Genomic DNA, 21155 nt, shown 5'->3' on the forward strand with positions numbered 1-21155 from the left:
GGAAATGGGCGAGCAGTTCTCCGCCAACCCTGTCACCGGCACGGCGGCGCTGTCGGTGCCGGTGGCGCTGACCGCCGGGCGGGAGGGCGCGACGCCGCAGTTGTCGCTCGGCTACGACTCCGGGTCGGGTAACGGTCCATTCGGCCTCGGCTGGTCGCTGGCCGTGCCGTCGATCTCGCGGCGGACCGACAAGGGGGTACCGCGTTACCTCGACGACTCCGACATCTTCCAGCTGACCGGTGCCGAGGATCTGGTCCCGGCCGAATTCCCGGCGCCGCGGACCGAGGGCGAGTTCGAGGTGATCGCCTACCGGCCGCGCACCGAGGGGCTTTACGCGCTCATCGAACGGCGACGAGACCGGACCTCCGGCGCCACGCACTGGCGGATGATCTCCCGGGACAATGTCGTCAGTGTGTTCGGCTCGACCGCCGGGACGCGCATCGACGATCCGTCCGATCCGTCGCGTACCTTCCGATGGCTGCTCGAATCCACCGCCGACGATCGAGGCAACCTTGTGCGCTACGAATACAAGGCCGAGGACCGCGCCGGAGTCGACACCGCAGTGCCCTACGAGCGCAATCGGACTCCGGTAAACCGCTACCTCAAACGCATCCGTTACGCCAATGCCACACCGGGACAATCGGATTTCCGCCTCGAGGCGGTGCTCGACTATGGCGAACACACCGGTGCCGGACCCACCCCGGTCGAGGACGCCGTGTGGCCGGTGCGCCGTGATCCGTTCTCCAGCAGCAGATCCGGCTTCGATATCCGGACCTACCGCCTGTGCCGGCGGATCCTGATGTTCCACCACTTCCCGGAGCTGGGGCCCGATCCGGTCCTGGTCGCCTCGACCGATCTCACCCACGAATCCGATCCGGCGGCCACGAAACTGGTCGAGATCACCCATGCCGGATATCTGCGCATCGGCGACGGCTACACGCGAAAAGCATTGCCATCGCTGCGGTTCGACTATATTGCCCGGAACTCCGCAGGGGTGGCGCGGGAGGTGGTCGGCGAACCCGGTACCGCCCCGGTGCGGCTGGACGCGGGGTACCGGTGGGCTGATCTGGACGGGGAAGGTATTGCCGGAATCCTCGCCGAACAGGATGGCGCCTGGTACTACCGGGCCAATCGCGGCGGTGGTGTGCTCGCCGCGGCCCAGGTGGTGGATCCGTTTCCGCTCGGCGCGACCCGTTCTCGCACAGCACAATTGCTGGATCTGGCTGGTGACGGCGGTGCCGCGCTGACCGAGCTGTCGGGGCCGACGCCCGGATTTCATCGCCGCACCGCCGAGGGCGGCTGGTCGGACTTCACGACCTTCGCGAGCCTGCCCGTCGTGGCATGGGACGACGCGAATCTGCGGCTGGTCGATCTGACTGGTGACGGGCTGGCCGATGTCCTGCTCACCGGCAGTGAAGGTTTCACCTGGCACCCGTCCGCCGGTTACGGCGGTTTCGGTGACGCGTGCCGCACGCTGCCGGAAGCCGACGAGGAGCGCGGACCACTGCTGGTGTTCGCCGATCCGGAGCAGAGTATCTATTTGGCGGATATGTCCGGTGACGGGCTCACCGATCTGGTGCGGATCCGCAACGGCGAGATCGCCTACTGGCCCAATCTGGGTCATGGCCGCTTCGGCGCGAAGATCAGGATGGCGAACGCACCCGTATTCGACCATCCCGATCGCTTCGATCAGCGCCGGATCCGCCTCGCCGATATCGACGGCAGCGCACCGACCGATCTGATCTATCTCGGCTCCGACGGAATCCGGTTGTGGTTCAACGAATCCGGCAACGGCTGGAGCGCGCCGGAGCGGATCGACACCCTGGTGCCACCGGATCTGCTGGCCAGCACCACGGTCACCGATCTGCTCGGCGCGGGCACCGCGTGCGTGGTGATCGCCGAGCCCAGGCCCGAGGGTGAACCGCAGGTGCGGTACGTGGATTTGATGGCCGCGGGCAAGCCGCATCTGCTGGCCGCGGTCGACAATCGTCGCGGTCTGCGCACGCGTATCACCTACACCTCGTCCACCAGTCAGTATCTCGCCGACCGGGCGGCGAACCGGCCCTGGGCGACACGGCTGCCCTTTCCGGTACAGGTGGTGTCCGCGGTCGAGGTGCGCGACGAGGTGGCCGACACCACGCTCACCACGACTTACCGCTACCGGCACGGCTACTACGACGGCGTCGAGCGCGAATTCCGCGGCTTCGGCTACCTCGAGCAGTGCGATGCGCTGACGTACTCGAGTTCCGGTGATCGGGCCCATCAGCCGCCGGTGGTCGTCAAACGCTGGCAGCACACCGGCTGGTATCTCGACGGCGAGCACATCGCCGCCCGGTTCGCCGCCGAATACTGGCCCTACCAAAGCGCTTTCACCCTCACCGCTACCCCGCTGCCCACCGGAACCACCGACGAACAACGCGAGGTGGCCCGGGCCCTGCGCGGCCACGTGCTGCGCGAGGAGATCTACAGTAAGGACGCCCCGGGTGAACTCGGGCAACCGTACGCGATCACCGAGACCACCTACCGGCCGCGCATCCTGCAGCGGCGTGCCGGTGCCGGGTACGCGGTGGTCGCCGTGGATCCCGGCGAGACCCTGAGCCTCCACACCGAACGCCACATCGACGATCCGCGTATCGGGCACACCGTCACCCTGGAGGTGGACGAGTGGGGCAGTGCCCGGCGGACGGCCGAGATCGCCTATCCCCGAACGACTCTCACCGCAGATCCGGAACAGCAGCGGATGTATGTGACGGCCGCCGAACACCGGGTCGTCCACGATGTCGACGCCGTGGATCGCCGCCGCGTCGGCATCGCGGTGGAAAGCCGCGTCTACGAGATCGGCGGACTGCACTGGACCGGCTCGCTGCTCACCGAACAACAGCTGCGCGACGCGCTCACCGCGGCGGTGGAACACGAAATCCCTTATCAGAAAGGGCTTTCCGGCTTGAGCTTCGAACGCCGACTGATCGCATGCACCCAGCAGAGCTACGCCTCCGCCGACGCGGCCACCGAACTTCCGCTCGGCTCGGTGGCCGTACCGCTGCTGCCGTGGCAGAACTACCAGCAGGTGTTCGCCGATGGTCAGGTGGGCGAGCTGTACGGCAACCGCGTCTCCGACGCCATGCTCACCGACGCCGGATATCTGCTACGCGGCAAGGTGTGGTGGGTGCCATCGGGCCGGAAGGCGTTCGACCCCGCACGCTTCTACCTGCCGATCGCCGAGCTCGATCCGTTCGGCGCGCGCTGGCACATCACCTACGATCCGCACGTCCTGCGACAGGTCGGCGTCACCGATCCGCTGGAGAACGCCAGTTCGGCACGGCTGAACTACCGCGTGCTGCAGCCGTGGCTGCTCACCGACGCGAACCGCAATCGCACCGGGGTGCGCTTCGATCCGCTCGGCCTGGTCGTCGCGACCGCGGTCATGGGCAAAGCCGGTGCGGGTGAGGGGGATTCGCTGGATATCGGCTCGGACGAAGCCGCACCCGGCGACAGCCCGACCACCTGGCTGGAATACGACCTCGCGGTCCGGCCGGTCACCTTCCGGACCTTCGCCCGCGAACAGCACGGCATCGGCGGCCGGATACAGCAGTCGAACACCTACCTCGACGGCACCGGCCGCATCATCCTGCGGAAGGTTCAGGCCGAACCCGCCGACGACGGCACAGCGCGCTGGGTGGGCACCGGCCGCACGATCCACGACAACAAGGGCAATCCGATCAAGAAGTACGAGCCGTACTTCGCCCCCGATGGTGGTTTCGACAGCGAACCGGCGATGGTCATGAGCGGTGTCACCGTGGTGGTGACCTACGATCCGCTGAGTCGGCCGGTCCGCACCGACCATCCCGACGGTTCGCTCGAGCGTGTCGTCTTCGATGTGTGGTCGCGGCAGGACTGGGATCGCAATGACACGTTGTTCGAAAGTGACTGGTACACAACGCGGATCGCGCTGCCGCCCGCCGATGCCCGGTACCAGGCGGCGCGGGCGACCGAATCGCACGGCCGGACACCGAGCGAGGCGCGCTTCGATGCCCTCGGGCGGGCGTATGTGACGATCGCCGACAACGGCATCGGAAAGCTGCTGCCCACCAGAGTCGTTCGCGATATCCAGGGTTTGGAGCGCGAGATCTACGATCCCCGCGGCATCCGGGTGCTCGCCCAGGACTTCGATATGCTCGGGCATCCCGCCCATGGCTTGTCCGCGGATGCAGGTGAACGCTGGACACTGCTCGATGTCACCGGCAATCCGGTGCGCGGATGGGACGGTCGCGGCACCGAAACACGTTGGCGCTACGACCAATTGCATCGTCCGACCCAATCCTTTGCCACGCTCGCCGGGGGCGCGGAGCGACTGCGGCTGCGCTATTACTACGGCGAGGCGGTGGACGATGGTGCCGCGGCGAATCTGCGGATGCGACCGTACCTGATCTTCGACGGCGCGGGTGTGGTCCGCACGGTCGCGACCGACTTCAAGGGCAATGTGCTGACCACCGAGCGCCGACTGGCCGCGGACCCACTGAGTGAGCCGGACTGGACCCTACTGGCCGCGGTGGACGAGCCGGAACGGGCGCTCACGGTGGCGTCCGGACTGCTGGAGACCACCGCCTACCCGACCGGCACCACCTACGACGCGCTCAACCGTTCCACCGCGATCACCGGCCCGGACGGCAGCATCACCCGCCCCGCCTACAACGAGGCGAACCTGTTGGAGCGCATCGACACCCGAGTGCGCGGGGCCGCCGACTGGACGGCGTTCGTCACCGATATCGATTACAACGCCCGCGGTCAACGCACCCGGATCGCCCTCGGCTGCGGTGCGGTCACCGAATACCGCTACGAGGACGACACGTTCCGCCTGTCGAGCATCGACACGACCGGCACCGGAACCGTGCTGCAGGCCCTGCGCTACACCTACGATCCGGTCGGCAACATCAGCATCACCGCCGACCCCTCGGTGCCGACGGTCTTCTTCGACAACGCCGCTGTCGGCTCCACCCGCACCTACACCTACGACCCGATCTACCGCCTGACCTCCGCGACCGGCCGCGAACATATCGGCCAGACAACCCAACCCGGTCCCGCCGACCCACCTCAGGCCCCGATCCCGCACGCCAACGACAGCAGCGCCTTGCGCGCCTATCTCGAAACCTACGGCTACGACGACAGCGGCAACCTCACCCGCGTGGCCCACACCGCCACCGGCGGCAGTTGGACCCGCCGCCATGCGACCGCCACCGACAGCAACCGCCTGCCAGCTAGCAGCCTGCCCGGCGACGGTGACGACCGGTTCTCGGCGATCTACACCCACGATGCCAACGGCAACATCACCTCGATGCCGCATCTGCAGACCGTGGACTGGGATGCCGAAAACCGGCTCGTGCGAGCGGATCTGGGTGGTGGTGGGACGGCCTACTACCAATACGACGCGACCGGCCAGCGGGTGCGGGCCACCGTGCGTGCCAACGCGACCTCCGATACGCGGATCTATCTGGGTGGCAACGAGATCTACCAGCGAACCGTTGCCGGAGCCGTTCGTACGCGCCGCGAAATTCTGCACGTCATGGACGGCACCCGCAGGGTGGCGTTGGTGGAGACCACCGTGGTGGACGACGGTGTCGATATTGCCGGGCCGATTCCCGTGCAGCGCTATCAGTTCGGCGATCATCTCGGCTCGGCCACGATCGAGCTCGACGGTGCCGCGGCGGTGCTGTCCTACGAGGAGTATCACCCCTTCGGCACCTCGTCCTACCGTTCGGCGAGGACCGCGGCCGAGATCAGCCTCAAGCGCTACCGGTACACGGGAAAGGAAAAGGACGCCGAGACGGGCTTCTACTACCACGGATCTCGGTATTACGCGGTATGGCTCGGTCGCTGGATCAGCGGCGATCCGGCGGGATTCACTCGTGGGATCGGACTGTACGAATACGTACGCAACAATCCGGTCCGACTGGTGGATCCCACCGGCAATGTCGAGGAGACGCCTGCGCAATCCTCCCCGCCGCCCGCGCAGGTCCAGACCAACAAAGCGGCTGGAGCCGGGGCGCAGCGCAATATCGTGCGTGCGCTCGAAGCCAAGGGGCACGGTGTGCGGCAAGAGTTGGTGACCCAGGGCGGCAAGGGCGGATCCAGGGTCGATATCGCGCCGGATCCGTCGGCCCCGCGCACGATCGGCCGGACCCTGGAGAGCAAACACCTCGATCTGGACGCCTACCGTGCGGCTCCGGGTGGGCCGCTCGACACCAAGCGGCTCGAAGGCGTGGTGCGGGAGAACGTCGAACAGGTGCTCAAGCATCAGAAAGCGGCCCGCGCCACTGGGAAACCGGAGGTGCCGTTTCGGGAGACGCTGATCTACACCCTCGAAAACGCGCGGCCGGGTGTCGACGGGCATCCCGGCGAGGCCGAGCAGTTCCAGGATCTGGCCCGTTCGATCGCCGGTGGGAAGGATGTCAAGGTCGGCGTTCTCCAAGAACACGGGGGAATTCCGTCGACTGCCTCGGGCAGATCGATTTCCACATTCCAGCCGCAATCGGCACCGAGTACCACCGAAACTCCCCACACCGTCCAACCGACGCCGGCGACACCGTCGACCACGGAGGTCAAGCAGTTTGTTCAGGGTGCCGACGTCGGCGTCAAGACAATCAAATCGCTGACCACCGCCGAACATGTGGCGGAGAAAACGGCCGGAAAGGTGGCCGCGAAATACGCCGGTAAAGCAGTACCGGGCGCCGGGATCGTCGTCGGCATCGCGGCCGCCGGTGACCATGCCGACAAGGGCGAATACTTCGAGGCGGGAGTCGATCTCGTCGAAAGCATTCCCGGTGTCGCCGACGCCGCGATCGTAGCCGATATCACGATTCGATACGGCGTCATCCCCGCATTCAACAAGGTGGTCGAGGGTTATACGAACCTCACCATGAGTCTCAATCGGCAGCTTCGTTTCTAGGAATCAGAGGTAGCAATGACATCCGAGGTAATCTTCGGGAACCGCGTGGTGGTCGCGGGGATCGTGCGCGATTCCAACGGCGGGCCCGCTGGGGGAGTCGAAGTTTCGGTCTTCGAACGGCGGCTGAGGTCGGAAGTTCCGCTCGGCGAATGTATTACCGGTGCCGACGGGCAATACCGGGTCGATTTCTCGGCCTCGTCCGAGGCGGTGGGGCTTACGGTGCGGGCGAGTGTCGACGGGCGGTCCGCGGCCGCTGTTGTGCGTACGGGTGAGCGGCGGGTCGATCTGCAGCTCCCGGTCGATGAGAGGTCCGAATACGCCCGGCTGCTGGCGGCGGTTACTCCGCTGCTCGACGGGGTTTCGATCGGTGGTCTCGATGATGCCGACTCGCGGTCGCTGGCGCAGGCGACCCGGTTCGAGGACGGGCAGGTCGAGGCGCTGGTGGGCGCCACCCGGGCGGCCGAGGAGACCGGCCTGCCGGCCGAACTGTTCTACGGTGTCGCCCGACGGGGCCTTCCGGGTGATCCGTTGGCGCTCGGCCGGTGGCGCCCGATCGATATCGCGGAGGCTCTGGACGCCGCCGCGGCGGATGCGATGATCGAATCTGCCGATGGCGCAGCCGATTTCGCCGATGCGGTGCGTGCCTGGCATATCGCGGCGGCGGTCGACCCGGACGCGAAACCCACGCCGGAAGGCGAACTGTTCGTCGTGGCGGTGCCGGACCGTGACGCCCGCGAGCGTCTGTATGCCGCGCATCTCGACGATCCGGGCGCAGTGGGCGAGAGGGTGACCGGGCTCGTGCCCGACGATGCGACCGCGCCTTATCTCGAGCGACTGCGGCTGGCCATGCAGCTGCGCGACCTCACGGAAAACAACCTGCCGCTGGTGCGAGAATTGCTGGGCGAGTTCGACTCCGGGCGATTGAGGCACCCGCGCGAGCTGGTCACCCTCGAGACGCAGTGGGCGGGGCTGATCGAACGCGGCGGTGCTATTCCCGCCGCATCGGCTGCGAGCTCGACCGCCGGGGATTCCGCCGCATACGCGCAGCGGCTGCACGAGCGCCTGATCGACGCCTTCCCCGCATACCATCTGGCGCACGAAATGTCGGCTCGCGCCGAACACGTCGACACCCCGGCGGCACGCTTTTTCGCCGACAACCCCGATTTCGACATACTCGGCACACCAGTCACCGCGACGACCGTGGCCGACGAGCCGACCAAGCGCGAACTCGGTGAGATCCAGCGCACCTTCAAAATCACCCGGCGCTTCGACGCCATGCAGGCTCTGCGCGACAACGGCCTCACCTCGGCGCGGTCGGTGGCCGAACTCGGTCCGGACATGTTCGCGCGCATGGTCTCCGGCACTGTCGACGAGGACGAAGCGCACCGCATCCATGCCCGCGCGGCCGAGGTGCACGCCACCGCGGCGAATCTGCTCGCGGACTTCCGTCAAGCCGGGCATTTCGACGTGTCCTGGCTGCCGACCCGCGCCGCGGGTCCCTCTACGCAGCCGATTCCGGATTGGGAGGAGTTGTTCGGCTCGGCCGACTACGGCACATTCGCGCCCTCGCGGTCGGTCTACGGCCAGCCCGCTTACCTCGTCGACCTGCTGTATTTCCTGCGGCGGCTCGGCGGCGGCAACGATCAGGACGAAGGCCCGGTGGCCAATGCCCTCTACGCCCGCCGACCGGATCTGGCCGATATCGAACTCGGCGACGACAACACCGATCTCAGCCTGCCGTATGTGGATCTGATCAATGAACTGCTCGAATCGGCGGTCGCGCCGAGCAGCGCGGTACCGACCGAGCAGCGGCAGAGCAGCGGCGACGCTGCGACGCTACGGGTACAGCCCCAGCATGTGAATCCGGGCGCCTACGACCTGCTGCGCTCGGCGGTATTCCCGTGGGATCTGCCGTTCGACCTGTACCGGGAGCAGACCGACGCCTACCTCGCGCGCGCCGGTGCGACGCGGACAGCCCTGCTCGAAACTCTCGGCGCCGCAGCGGATTCACCGAATCTGCTCACCGATGAGCGCCTGGGTCTCGCCACGGTCGCGGCACAGATCATCGCCGGCGAACAGCTGACCCCGCCCCGATCGCTCGCCGAATTCTGGGGCCGGCCCGCCACGGCCGATCTGCTGCACGAGCTGGATACCGTCCGCAAGATCCTCGACGCGGGATCGATGCGGTACGCCGAGCTGACCCGGCTGCTCGAAACCCGATTCGTGAATCCGACCGGCGCGCTGAAGATCTCGCCGACGCCCGCGGAGCCCTACAACACCGACAAGATGGTGCTCACCGGGCTCGACATCGGCGCCCTGGACCGCATACACCGGTTCGTCCGGCTCCAGCGTGCCCTCGGCTGGCCGGCCGCGCAGCTCGATCGCGCGATCTTCGGGGCCAACAACGGCGGCAGGCTCGATCGCACGACATTGCGCGGCATCGACGCTATACGGCGGATGGCGGCACGACTGGATCTTCCGGTCGACGAGGTGCTCACCTTCTACAATGTGATCGAAACCCGGGTCTACCCAAGCGATTCCGAGCCGCCGCTGTTCGACCGACTGTTCCTCGATCCCGCGGTCGTCACCACCGAACCCGGTGTGCCGAATCCGTTCGCACTGCGCCCGGGTCGCGCCGAGCTGAACGTGGTCGGCAACATCACCGTGGCACCGGTCACCGCGGCGCTCTTGGGCGTCCTGCAGATCACCGACGCAGACCTGGCCGCGCTGACCACCGGGCCGCGTTCGGTGACACCCGATCAGGTGCTGAGCCTGGCGAATCTGTCCGCGCTGGTGCGCACCGTGACCCTGGCCCGGGCACTGTCGCTGTCCATCCCGGATCTGTTGCGGCTCATCGAACTCTACGGCGACGGCGGCCCGTTCCCATTGCTGGCGGCAGCCTTCGCCGGTGCCGGGCCCGAGTCCGAGCCGTCAGGTGGCGCGCCGATGCTGCCGGGGCTCGTGCGGGAGTTGCCGGTGTTCACGCGCGGTGTGGAGGCCGAGCCCGCGGGCGGGGCGCCGGTCGACGCGCCGACCTCTGTCGAGATCGCGCCGCCACCGCCCACCGATGCGCAGTCGGTCGTCACCGAGCGCTTCCTGGATGCGGTGTGGGTGATTCGCAATGCCGGGTTCGGCGTGGCCGAGCTCGACGCGGTGCTTGCCGACACGATGTCGGTAACCGAGGCGGTGATCCCCGCCGACGCCACTCTCATCGCCACCCTCACGACGCTGCGCACGGCGCTGCAGGCGGTCTATCAGCAGACCGGTCAGACCTCCGACGAACACGGCGAGCTGACCCGCAAGCAGCTGACGCTGCTCGGCTGGGATCCGGCACTGGCCCAGGACGCGTTGGCGACCCTGCTGGGCGCCGTCACCTATCGCGCAGACCTCGCGGTGCTGCCCGTGTCGGTGACGCTGCCGTCGAATATGCCGGTGCGCTACAGCTCCGAGGAGAACGCGCTGCTGTTCCTCGGGCCGATGACAACAGCGCAGTACAACGCGCTGAAGGCGCAGGCCTCCACCGACACCGAATATCAGACGGCGGTGCGCGCACTCTACGATCAGCCACGCGCATTCGTCACCGGACGGATGAAGGCACTGCGAATTCCGGTGTACGCCACGGCTTTGGCGCAACTTCCGGCGAACTACGAGACTCCGAAGGCGCTCGTCGGCAAGGTCTACTACGACATCAGTGATCACACGCTGAAATCGCGTGGATACCTGTCGGAGACCGATGCCGAGGCGCTGCGGGCGGTCGCGCCCCGCGACACCACCTACGTCGCCGCTGTCGATGACCTGATGAAGAATCAGGAGGCACCGGCCTCCCCGGACAACGTCCTGCTGACCGCCCAGGATGCCGGGGACTTCTTCGACACCGGCGAATTCGGCCCCGCGCTGCGCTTCGAGCGGGTGCTCGGCAAGCTCAACCCGGTGCTGCGCCGCACGCTCAGCGAGATCACCGTGAAACAGCAGCTGGGGCAAGCCGCCGGGCTGGATCCCGCCAGTGTGGATCTGCTGCTGGGCACCTGGCTGCGCTCGAGCTCGGGTTCGATTGCGCTGCAGGACTTTCTGACTCCGCAGTTTGTCGGCAGTGATCCCGCGGTGCCGATCGGCCGTGCAGGCTTCGACAGGCAGCTCACCTCGCTGGCCCTGGTCCATCGGGTCGCGTTGGTCATGACCAAACTGGCCGTGACCGCGCCCGAGATCCCGTTCCTGTTCACCCATGCCGCGGGCTCGGCGTGGCTGGACTTCAACGCACTGCCCGCGGCACCCGTATCCGGGGCGTCCCCGCTGTTCGCCGACTTCGTCCGGCTGCTCGAACTGATCCGGGTGCGCGGCAACATACCGGGTGGATTTTCTACGCTGGCAGCGGTTTTCGCCGCCGCGCGGCGAGCCGGGGCGCACGCGGCCGAGGTGATAGCGGCGCTGGCCGTCGCCACGGGCTGGAATCGCACCGACACCGCGGGACTGAGCGAGCTGCTCGGCTTGGTGGCGCCGGAGCGTTTCACCGGTACCGGCAATCTGTCGGCCCTGGTCGCGGCATCCCGGCTGTTGTCGGGACTCGGCGTCACCGTCGATCGTCTGCCGTCCTGGTTGCGCGCGAATGTCGGGCCCGATGCCGCGCAGGCGGCCTGGAAGACGGCGAAAGCCAAATACTCCCTTGCGGATTGGCCGGTGGTGGCCGCGCCGATGCAGGACGCCCTGCGCGAACGTCAGCGCGGCGCGTTGGTCTCCTATCTGGTGGCCAATCCGCTGTTGGCAGGCGACAACACAGTGGAATGGCACGATGTCAACGGGCTGCACGACTACTTCTTGCTCGATGTGGAAATGGGCGCGACCCAGCTCACTTCCCGCACGGCCCAGGCCATCTACAGCGTGCAACTGTTCGTCCAGCGCTGCCTGCTGAATCTGGAGCCGCGCGTGCGGACCGCCGATACGTCGCTGTGGCAGCAGTGGGAGTGGATGAAGCAGTACCGGCTGTGGGAGGCCAATCAGAAGGTTTTCCTGTATCCGGAGAACTACTTCGAACCGGATCTGCGGCCCGACAAGACCTCGTTCTTCGCCGATCTGGAGAACGAGATCATGCAGAAGGAGATCACCGCCGAGAATGTGACCGCGGCGGCGCATCGATATCTCGAGAAGCTGTCCGAGGTCGCCCGGCTGCATCCGTGTGGTACTTACTGGGACAAGGACACCGGGGTCACCTACGTCTTCGCTCGCAACGATTCCACACCGCGCGTCTACTACTACCGGACCTGGGAGCAACGGGCGTATTGGACCGCGTGGAAGAAGATCGATCTCGATATCGGCAGTGAGAATCTCGTGCCGATCATCTGGAACAAGCAGTTGTATCTGTTCTGGCCGACCTTCGCGCCCGCCAACGATCCGCAGGAGATCGACCACCTGCCGGATTCGGAACATCACATGCAGTCTGCACCGCGCTACTGGAACATCAAGATGGAGTGGAGCAGGCTGAATCAGGATGGGTGGCAGGCCAAGCGGATCTCCGAGGGCGCGGTCAATACCAAGCCGTTCCTGCCGAGTCCACGATTCACGCTCAGTGTCGACTTCAAACAGGATTCTACGAACTACTACCGGTTCGATCCGGAATTCGACGGTAACGGCGATCTCGTCATCCACGTCTCCTACAACCACTACGTGGGAGTGTATGACAGTTCCCCGGATCCGGGGCGGCCCAGCGATTACGGATGTATGCCGCGCGGTTCGTTCCGGTTGAGTGCGCGCAGCGGGCGGATGGAGGTGGCACAACTCGCTCCCGCGGATTTGAACCTGATCATCGAAGGTCCGGTCGCGATGAACACCTTCAACAATGAGTTCGAGGGTGGTCAGATGCAGTGGGGTGACGACCGTGATCCGGACTTCCCGTTGTTGACAACAGTCGTCCAGCGGGTGCCCAGTCCGCCGCTGCGGGTGCTGTTCTCGTATCGGCCGCAGACCGACTGGGCCAACTTCTTCATGTTCCTGTCCGACGGGATCAGAAGTTTCCTCGTTGAGGTCACGAACGCGCAGCCCCGCACATTTCCGTGGATGCGGGCGCGGCCGTTCTACCATCCCTACGTCGAGCAGTTGCTGGCCGCGCTCACAATCAAGGGTTTCGACGCGCTGACGGCGCGCGACATCCAGCTGCAGTCCGGTCGATCCGGTGGGACGTATCTGTTCGAGCAGATCTATGACGTGAATCCGCGAGTGATCGGGGAACCGTACCCAGATGAGGACATCGACTTCACCGACGGCGGCCCCTACGCCCAATACAACTGGGAACTGCTGTTCCACCTCCCGCTGATGATCGCCGAGCGTCTCGGCACCAATCAGAAGTTCGAGGAGGCCCAGAAATGGTTCCACTGCGTCTTCGACCCCACCGACCGCTCGGGTCTGCCCGCACCCCAGCGCTTCTGGCGCACCAAGCCGTTCTTCCTCACCGCCGGGGACCCGTCGGATCCGAACAGCGACTACTACCACCAGCGCATCGAGGAGATCCTGAAGCGCCTTGCCGAGGGCAATACCGACGAACAGAAGAAGGTGCGGGCCTGGCTGGCCAATCCCTTCCAGCCCGATGTGGTCGCCCGGCTGCGCAGTGTCGCCTATCAAAAGGCGATCGTGATGAAGTACCTGGACAATCTGATCGCCTGGGGAGATCAGCTGTTCCGGCAGGACACCGGCGAGTCGGTGAACCAGGCCGCTCAGCTCTATATCCTGGCGGCGGAGCTGCTGGGCCGACGACCGGAAGAGGTCTTCGACACCACAACTGTTGCCGCGCAGAGTTTCCGGCGGTTGAAGACCAGTGGCCCGGCGCCCGCTCCGGTCGTCGCCGCGGAACATCTGGTGCCGGTCGATCGAAACGTGGCGGTCTCGCCGGGTATCACCGTGGGCGTCGGACCCCGCTGGTACGACTACTTCCGCGTGCCGCGCAACGACAAGCTGCTGGCCTACTGGGACGTCGTCGAGGATCGGCTGTTCAAGATCCGCACCGGCCGCAATCTCGCGGGAGTCGCACGGCCGCTGGCGAGTTTCGGCAGTGTGATCGACCCGAATCTGCTGGTGCGCGCCGTAGCGTCGGGGCTGGATCTGGCGACCGTGCTCGACGACATCAGCGCACCGGTCCCGCGCTACCGCTTCGCCGTTAGCCTGGCAAAGGCGAAAGAACTTGCCGCACAGGTCAAGGACTTCGGGGCGGCCCTGCTCGTAGCGCTCGAGAAGCGCGATGCCGAGGCAATGGCGCGACTGCAATCCAGTCATCGACGGGCCCTGCTCGACGCGGTGAAGAACGTGAAGGAGCAGCAGGTCTCCGAGGCGAGCGATGCATTGGAGGCGGCCAAGAAGGGCCGCGACCTTGCGGTCGGGAAGCACGAGTACTACTCGAGCCGGGACTTCATGAACGGCTGGGAGATCACGCACACCGCCCTGACCGGCGGCGCGCTGGTTCTGCAGGCCGTCGCCCAGGGCATCCTGCTCGCCGCGGGCGCCACGGCGCACATTCCGGAGGCGAAGCTCGGTTTCGTCACCACCGTCGGCGCCACCTACGGCGGACGCAATGTGTCCAAGTCGCTGGAGAATCTGGCCGGGGCGCTGGGGATCATCTCCGGAATCGCCAGTGGCGGTGGCGCATTGGCGGCGACTATAGGCGGCTATCGCCGACGCGCCGACGACTGGGATTTCCAGGCGAGCCAGGCGCAGATCGAGATGGATCAGGCCGACAAGCAGATCCTGGCCGCCTCGGTGCGGGTGCAGATCGCCACCTACGAGCGCGACAATCACACCACCGAGATCACCCAGGCCAAAGAGATCGATCAGTTCCTGCACACCAAGTTCACCGGCCAGGAGCTCTACGACTGGATGGTCGGCCAGCTGGCGACCTTGTATTTCCAGGCGTATCAACTGGCCTACGACGTGGCCAAGCGCGCCGAGCGGGCCTACCGGCACGAATTGGGTGTGGCGGAATCGGGTTTCGTGAACTTCGGCTACTGGGACAGTCTGCACAAGGGCCTGCTCTCGGGTGAGCGGCTGCTGGCCGACCTCAACCGGATGGACGCGGCCTATCTGGAGGCCAATGCGCGCGAATTCGAGCTGACCAAGCGAATCTCGCTGGCGCAGTTGGACGCCGGGGCGCCGTTGCGGCTGAAGGAGACCGGAACCTGCTACGTCAGCCTGCCCGAGGCGCTGTTCGATCTCGATACGCCCGGCCACTACTTCCGGCGGATCAAGAGCCTCGCGATCACCGTCCCGTGCGTCGCCGGCCCCTACGCCGGGGTGAACCTCACCGCAACCCTGCTCGACAGCAGCGTGCGAATCGACCCGCGGCTGACCGACAACAAGTATCCGCGCGCCAAGGGCACCGACACCCGTTTCCGCGACTACACCGGGCCGCTGGAGTCCATCGTGACCAGTACCGGGCAGCAGGATTCGGGTCTGTTCGAGACGAATCTGCACGACGAGCGGTTCCTGCCGTTCGAGGGAATGGGCGCAATCAGCCGGTGGCAGTTGTCGCTGCCCAACGAGTTCCGGCAGTTCGACTACGAGACCATCACCGATGTGGTGCTGCAGTTGCGCTATACCGCGCGCGACGGCGGATCCGCGCTGGGCAATGCCGCGGTCGATGCGATGAAGCAGGCGCTGGACGACTGGGTTCGCGGCGGGGGAGGCAAGGGCCTGGTGCGGTTGTTCAGCGCCCGGCGCGAATTCGCCGATCAGTGGTACCGGTTCCTGGGCACCCCGGCCGGCGGTACCGCGTCGGCAACCTTTGTACTGTCGAAATCCCGCTTCCCCCAACTGTTCCGGGACCGTCGCTACACCGTATCGAATCCCGAACTGGTGCTGGTCCTGTCCCAGGAGCTGATCCCCGACGGCACGAAGCGGTACGTGGACTGCTATCCGCGGCCGAACAACCAATTGCTGCACACCACCCTCACCGTCGGTAGTGCCGCGCAAAACGAGGGCCTGAAGGCCGATCCGACCCTGAGCGGCCTGCCCCGAGCAGGATTCGCGACCGTGAAATCGATCGAGATCACCGATACGGGTCAGAACTGGGTCGTCACAGCGCCGATCAGCGAACTCGACCCTCGACTGCTCACCGCGGACGGGCGGCTCAATCCCGACGCCGTTCTCGACCTGCTGCTGGTCTGCCCCTTCACCCTCAAAGACAGGAACTGATATGACATTGCCTCTGGATCGATTGCGGCCAAGGATGGTTCGAGCCGACGCCGCACCCGTGCTCGGATCCTGGACCGCGACGGCGGGCACACTGCCCGCCGCGGGGTTCTGGGCTCAGCCCGACACGACCGCCGTCGCACTGCCCGACGGTCACGTGTTGTTGACCGGCGGCGAAGACGGGCGGCGAAATCCGTTGCCGCGGGCAGTACTTCTCGACCCGGGCTCGGGCAAGTGGACGCCCACCACGGGTCAGCCGCAGAGCAGGCGGCGGCTGCACGCGGTGACCTCCTTCGGCGACGGCCGGGTGCTTGTTACCGGCGGCATCACCGGGCCGGTGTCGGTCCCGGCACACGGTACCGACACGGCGGAGATGTTCAGCCCGGCGAACGGCGGATCGTGGCAGCCGGTGGCCGCCATGAACGAACCGCGCTTCTCGCATTCGGCCACGCTGCTGGCCAACGGCACCGTCCTGGTCGCCGGTGGGTGCTCGGCCCGCACGGGCGATACCAACCGCGCGTTGCGCTCCGCGGAGATCTACGATCCGGCGACGAACACGTGGACCGTGGTGAAACCCATGACCGACATCCGGTTCGGGCACGCGGCCCTGCGATTGAAGAACAGCGGCAAGGTGCTGGTCGTCGGCGGGGCGATCACCATCGGGCGCGGCCAGTACGCGGCCCTGGCCTACTGCGAGATCTTCGATCCGAGTACCGGCCCGGACAAGGCGAGCTGGTCGACCACCGCGAGTATGCGCACGCCGCGCAAGGGGCATCAGGCAGTACTGATGAACGACGGCACGGTGCTGGCGATCGGTGGTGACGTGCCCGGCATTCCCCACGACGGGCAGATCAGCACTTACAGTCTGTCCACCTGCGAACGTTTCACCCTGGACGCGAACGGAGTGGGCAGCTGGGCATCGGACACCGAAATGCCCTGGGGGCTCAGCCAGCATCGCGCGGTCCAGTTGCCGGCCACGAATCGGGTGCTGGTGCTGGGCGGTACCGACAGCGGCGTCTTCGACACCGGCTATCGCGACTGCCTGCTCTACGATCCCGCGGGCAAGACTTGGTCGCCGGTGGCGCGGATGGCCGTGCCCCGCTGGGCGCCCGCCGTCGCACTGCTGGCGGGGGACAAGGTGCTCGCGGCGGGCGGGGTCGTGCGCTCGGGTGCGGCGGCGGCGATCGTCGGTGTCGACGATGTCACAGCGACCGCGGAGGTGTTCACGCCGTGATCACCTTCGTGAACCCTTCTGCGGCAACGGAAACGGAGGCCGCCGTCATCCGGGTGCCGGGCGGTGGCGCGTGGAGTGCGGCGGGGCGGCTGCCCGTCGCGGTGAATCTGCAGGCGCCAGACGACAATGCGGTCGTCCTGAACGACGGCCGCGTGCTGCTCGTGGGTGGTACGGACGCCACTTTCGCGCCGGTGCCGACCTGCGCGGTCTTCGATCCGGTCGCTCGCGTGTGGACCATGACCGGCTCGCTTGCCGCGCCACGGCACACTCACAGCACGACGCTGCTCGCCGACGGCACGGTGCTTGCGGTGGGCGGGCTGGCATCGGGTCCGCCCGGGCTGGCGACCGCCGAACGGTACAACCCGATCGCGGGAAGCTGGTCGCCAGCAGGCGAATTCGCCGTCGGACGCGCCGCGCACACCGCCACCCGGCTCGCCGACGGCCGGGTCCTGGTGGCCGGTGGGTACAGCCTGCGCCAGGGCACCTTCGCCAGTACGGCCGAGGCCGCGATCTACGACCCGGTCGGCGATACCTGGACCGCGACCAAGCCGATGAACGAGGCCCGCGACACCCATCGCGCGGTCCTGTTGCGCGACGGCCGGGTGCTGGTCATCGGTGGCGCGTCGGCGGTCGGGGCCGGTAGCTACACCGGGCTCGCGCTGTGTGAGATCTTCGATCCACACACCGGAGCGTGGACACCGACCGGGAGCATGGCCCGGCCGCGGTGGAACAACACCGCGACCGTGCTCGCCGACGGCACCGTGCTGGTGACCGGCGGCGGCTGGTCCGGCATGGTCAGCGGCTGGGTCTACAACGCCCACGGAGACTGGACCACAGAGCGTTTCGATCCGGCGACCGGCCGCTGGACCCGCGACGCCGATCTGCCCAATGCCCGGCTCTGGCATCGCGCGGTGCCGCTGCACGACGGGCGGGTCCTCGTCGTCGGGGGCGGCAGCGCACCAGCGCTGGCGGTCGGCTACCGCAGCTGCGCCCTCTACGACCCACGCACGCGCGGCTGGCGACGAGCGGCCGGATTGCGCACGGGGCGTTGGGCATTCGCCGCGGTTCCGCTGCTCGACGGCCGGGTGCTGGTCACGGGCGGCGTGGACGATCTGGACCAGTCGAAGAACATCTGGAACCTCACCGACACCACCGAGCTCTACACACCACCGGAGGGAACACGATGACACGGGTGGCGATCGACGTCTGGGATTCAGCGGGCCAACTCCCGCCGGAGAACCGGTTTTTCGCATCCGACGGCGCCCTGGCCGGGCTGACCGACGGCAGGGCGCTGCTGGCGGGCGGTTCGGACGCGTCCTCGAAGGCGATGGCGACGGCGGCGTTGTTCCGGCCCGACACCGTGACGTGGACGGCGACCACGCCCATGTCGGTCGGCCGTCGCTCACACAGCCTGACCCGTCTGCCGGACGGGTCGGTGCTCGCGGCGGGCGGTATCCAGGGTGTCTACCGGTTTCCGTTCCAGGTGGTGGGCACGGCAGAGCGGTTCGACCCGGGCACCGAGAAGTGGACGCCGACACAGACATCCATGACCCGGGCCCGGTTCGGGCACAGCGCGACGAAGTTGCGGGACGGCCGGGTGCTGGTCGCCGGTGGCGGTACGGTGCGCGGACGATACGTCCAGGCGATCGACAGCGTCGAGATCTACGATCCGGGCACCGACACCTGGCGGATCATCGACCCGATGATCGATGCCCGGATCGACCCGCAGACGGCATTGCTCGCCGACGGCCGCGTCCTGGTCAGCGGCAGCTATCTCGGCGTCGGTGACTTCGATTACACCCCGCTCGCCTTCTGCGAGATCTTCGACCCGAGTACCGAAACCTGGAGTGCGACCGGCACAATGGCGGTGCCGCGGGCCTGGCATCGGCTGGTACCACTGCCGGACGGCGGTGCGCTGGCCATCTGCGGGACGAACCGCGGCAGCAGTCCCGGGCCGGGGCCGATCACCGACGACCATTCACTGGCGTCGGTCGAACGCTGGAATCCGATCACCGGCCGCTGGACCACGGCCGCGCGCCTACCGCACGGCCGGACCCGCCACCACGCCGCCGCACTGGACTCCGGCGCGGTATTCGTCTTCGGCGGCGCCGACGAGCACAGCATCAATTGCGGTTTCATCTCCACGTACCGCTATCGGCCCGATATCGATGTGTGGACCCCGACCGCCGCGATGGCCGCCGGACGCTACGACTTCGCCTCGGCGGTGCTGACCGACGGGCGAATCCTCGTCGCCGGTGGCAATTACGGTAACGACGGATATGGTGACGGACTGCTCGATACCGCCGAGATATTCACCGCCGCATAGACGATGGGAGAGGTATTGGAAGAATCCTGGTGGGGGCATGTGTGCCGCGTCCTCCGTCGGCGGGTCAGGCTTTGCGCGGATTCCGTGTTGAAGGTGCTCGGAAAGCAGCCCCGCTGAGCTGCCATGTGCGGCGTTCGCTCGCGTCCATACGGTAGCAATGGACCTCGCCGTGCGTGGCTGGGCGATGGACGCCGAGTCGACGAGGCACCGGCGGCGCCCGAGCCGGTCGACCGTTCGTTGTGACGGGCCATGGTAGCGGTCGTGGCCATGGTGGCGATTGCTCTATCGCAGGTAGGCGGGATTCGGATTGTTTTCGGCGACAGCTACGAATGCTGTTGTGGAAGGCGTGATTCGGTAGAGCTCGGGGCTTGGGTGTGGTACTCGTACAGCGTGGATGGCACTGCATTCGGGCGGTACCGGCTCCTCGAGTTACTCGGTGCGGGTGGTATGGGTCAGGTCTATCGGGCCTACGACACCGAGACCGATCGCGCGGTAGCGCTCAAAGTGCTGTCGCAACATCTGGCGCACGACCCGAAATATCGCGAGCGGTTCCGGCGCGAGGCGCACGCCGCGGCGAGGTTGAGCGAACCGCACGTCATCCCGATCCACGACTACGGCGAGATCGACGGGCGCCTGTATTTGGATATGAGGTTGGTCGAGGGGCACGATATCGCCGCCCTGCTCGCTGCCGGGCCGATAGCGAACGACACTGCGGTGGCATACATCCGGCAGGTCGGTTCAGCCCTGGATGCGGCGCATCGGGCTGGGCTCGTGCACCGGGATGTGAAGCCTTCGAACATTCTGATCACCGCGGGTGATTTCGCGTATCTCATCGATTTCGGTATTGCCGTCGTCAGCGGCGAATCCAGCTTGACCACCACGGGTGCGGCGATCGGCAGTTTCGCCTACACGGCACCGGAACGACTCCAGCACGGCACCTGTGATGCCCGTTCGGATGTGTACTCCCTGGCTTGTGTTCTGTACCAATGCTTGACAGGCTCCCAGCCGTTCCCGGGTGAGAGTGTCGAGCAGCAGATCACCGCACATCTGCATGCGCCGCCGCCGCGACCGTCCGCATCGGCCACGGTTCCTTCCGCATTCGATGCGGTCATCGCGCGCGGGATGGCGAAGTATCCGGGCGACCGTTATCGCACAGCCGGGGACCTGGCCGCGGCGGCACGAGCCGCGCTCGACGCGGGACCCACATCCACAGCCACTGTGGACCCATCCAGGCTTGCCGCCACACGGATCACTCCGACCTCACAACCACAAACCCGCAATCGGCCCGGATGGACGTGGATCGTCGTTCTCGCGGTCACAGCAGCCCTTGCCTGGTGGGTGATCAGTGCTCGTATACATCGGGAATCACCACCTGCACAACCGATTTCGGTCACCTGCGTGACGACGAGTCCGACACCGGCGAACAACCCAGGAGTCCCAACAGCACCCCCGTTGGGCTCGCCCTCCGATTCCTGTCCGCGATGATG

6 protein-coding genes are annotated in these 21155 nt (G+C 66.7%); all 6 read left to right on the forward strand.

The genetic code is table 11. The features are described 5' to 3' along the window. Positions 1-4 precede the first annotated feature (4 nt). The 6 genes from NP3_RS24235 (at position 5) to NP3_RS24260 (ending at position 21153) form a co-directional block, all read left to right on the forward strand. Positions 5-6943 (forward strand): SpvB/TcaC N-terminal domain-containing protein, encoded by a 6939-nt coding sequence (locus tag NP3_RS24235; protein WP_063043903.1) that lies wholly within the window; start codon positions 5-7, stop codon positions 6941-6943. A 15-nt stretch (positions 6944-6958) separates the two neighbouring features. Then, positions 6959-16111, forward strand: a complete 9153-nt coding sequence (locus tag NP3_RS24240; RefSeq protein WP_063043904.1) for a Tc toxin subunit A-related protein — start codon at positions 6959-6961, stop codon at positions 16109-16111. A gap of 1 nt (position 16112) precedes the next feature. Beyond that, positions 16113-17342, forward strand: a complete 1230-nt coding sequence (locus NP3_RS24245; protein ID WP_084508895.1) for a Kelch repeat-containing protein — start codon at positions 16113-16115, stop codon at positions 17340-17342. Next, a complete protein-coding gene (locus tag NP3_RS24250) occupies positions 17339-18529 on the forward strand; it encodes a Kelch repeat-containing protein (RefSeq protein WP_063043906.1) in 1191 nt (396 codons plus the stop codon). Before NP3_RS24245 ends, NP3_RS24250 begins: the two co-directional genes overlap by 4 nt. 5 nt (positions 18530-18534) lie before the next feature. After that, complete coding sequence (locus NP3_RS24255; RefSeq protein ID WP_169814571.1) at positions 18535-19668, forward strand: Kelch repeat-containing protein; 1134 nt, start codon at positions 18535-18537, stop codon at positions 19666-19668. Positions 19669-20058: 390 nt separating this feature from the next. Then, complete coding sequence (locus NP3_RS24260; protein WP_084508899.1) at positions 20059-21153, forward strand: serine/threonine-protein kinase; 1095 nt, start codon at positions 20059-20061, stop codon at positions 21151-21153. Positions 21154-21155 lie beyond the last annotated feature (2 nt).

Origin of the sequence: Nocardia pseudovaccinii NBRC 100343, from assembly GCF_001613225.1 — a bacterium.
GTDB lineage: Bacteria > Actinomycetota > Actinomycetes > Mycobacteriales > Mycobacteriaceae > Nocardia > Nocardia pseudovaccinii.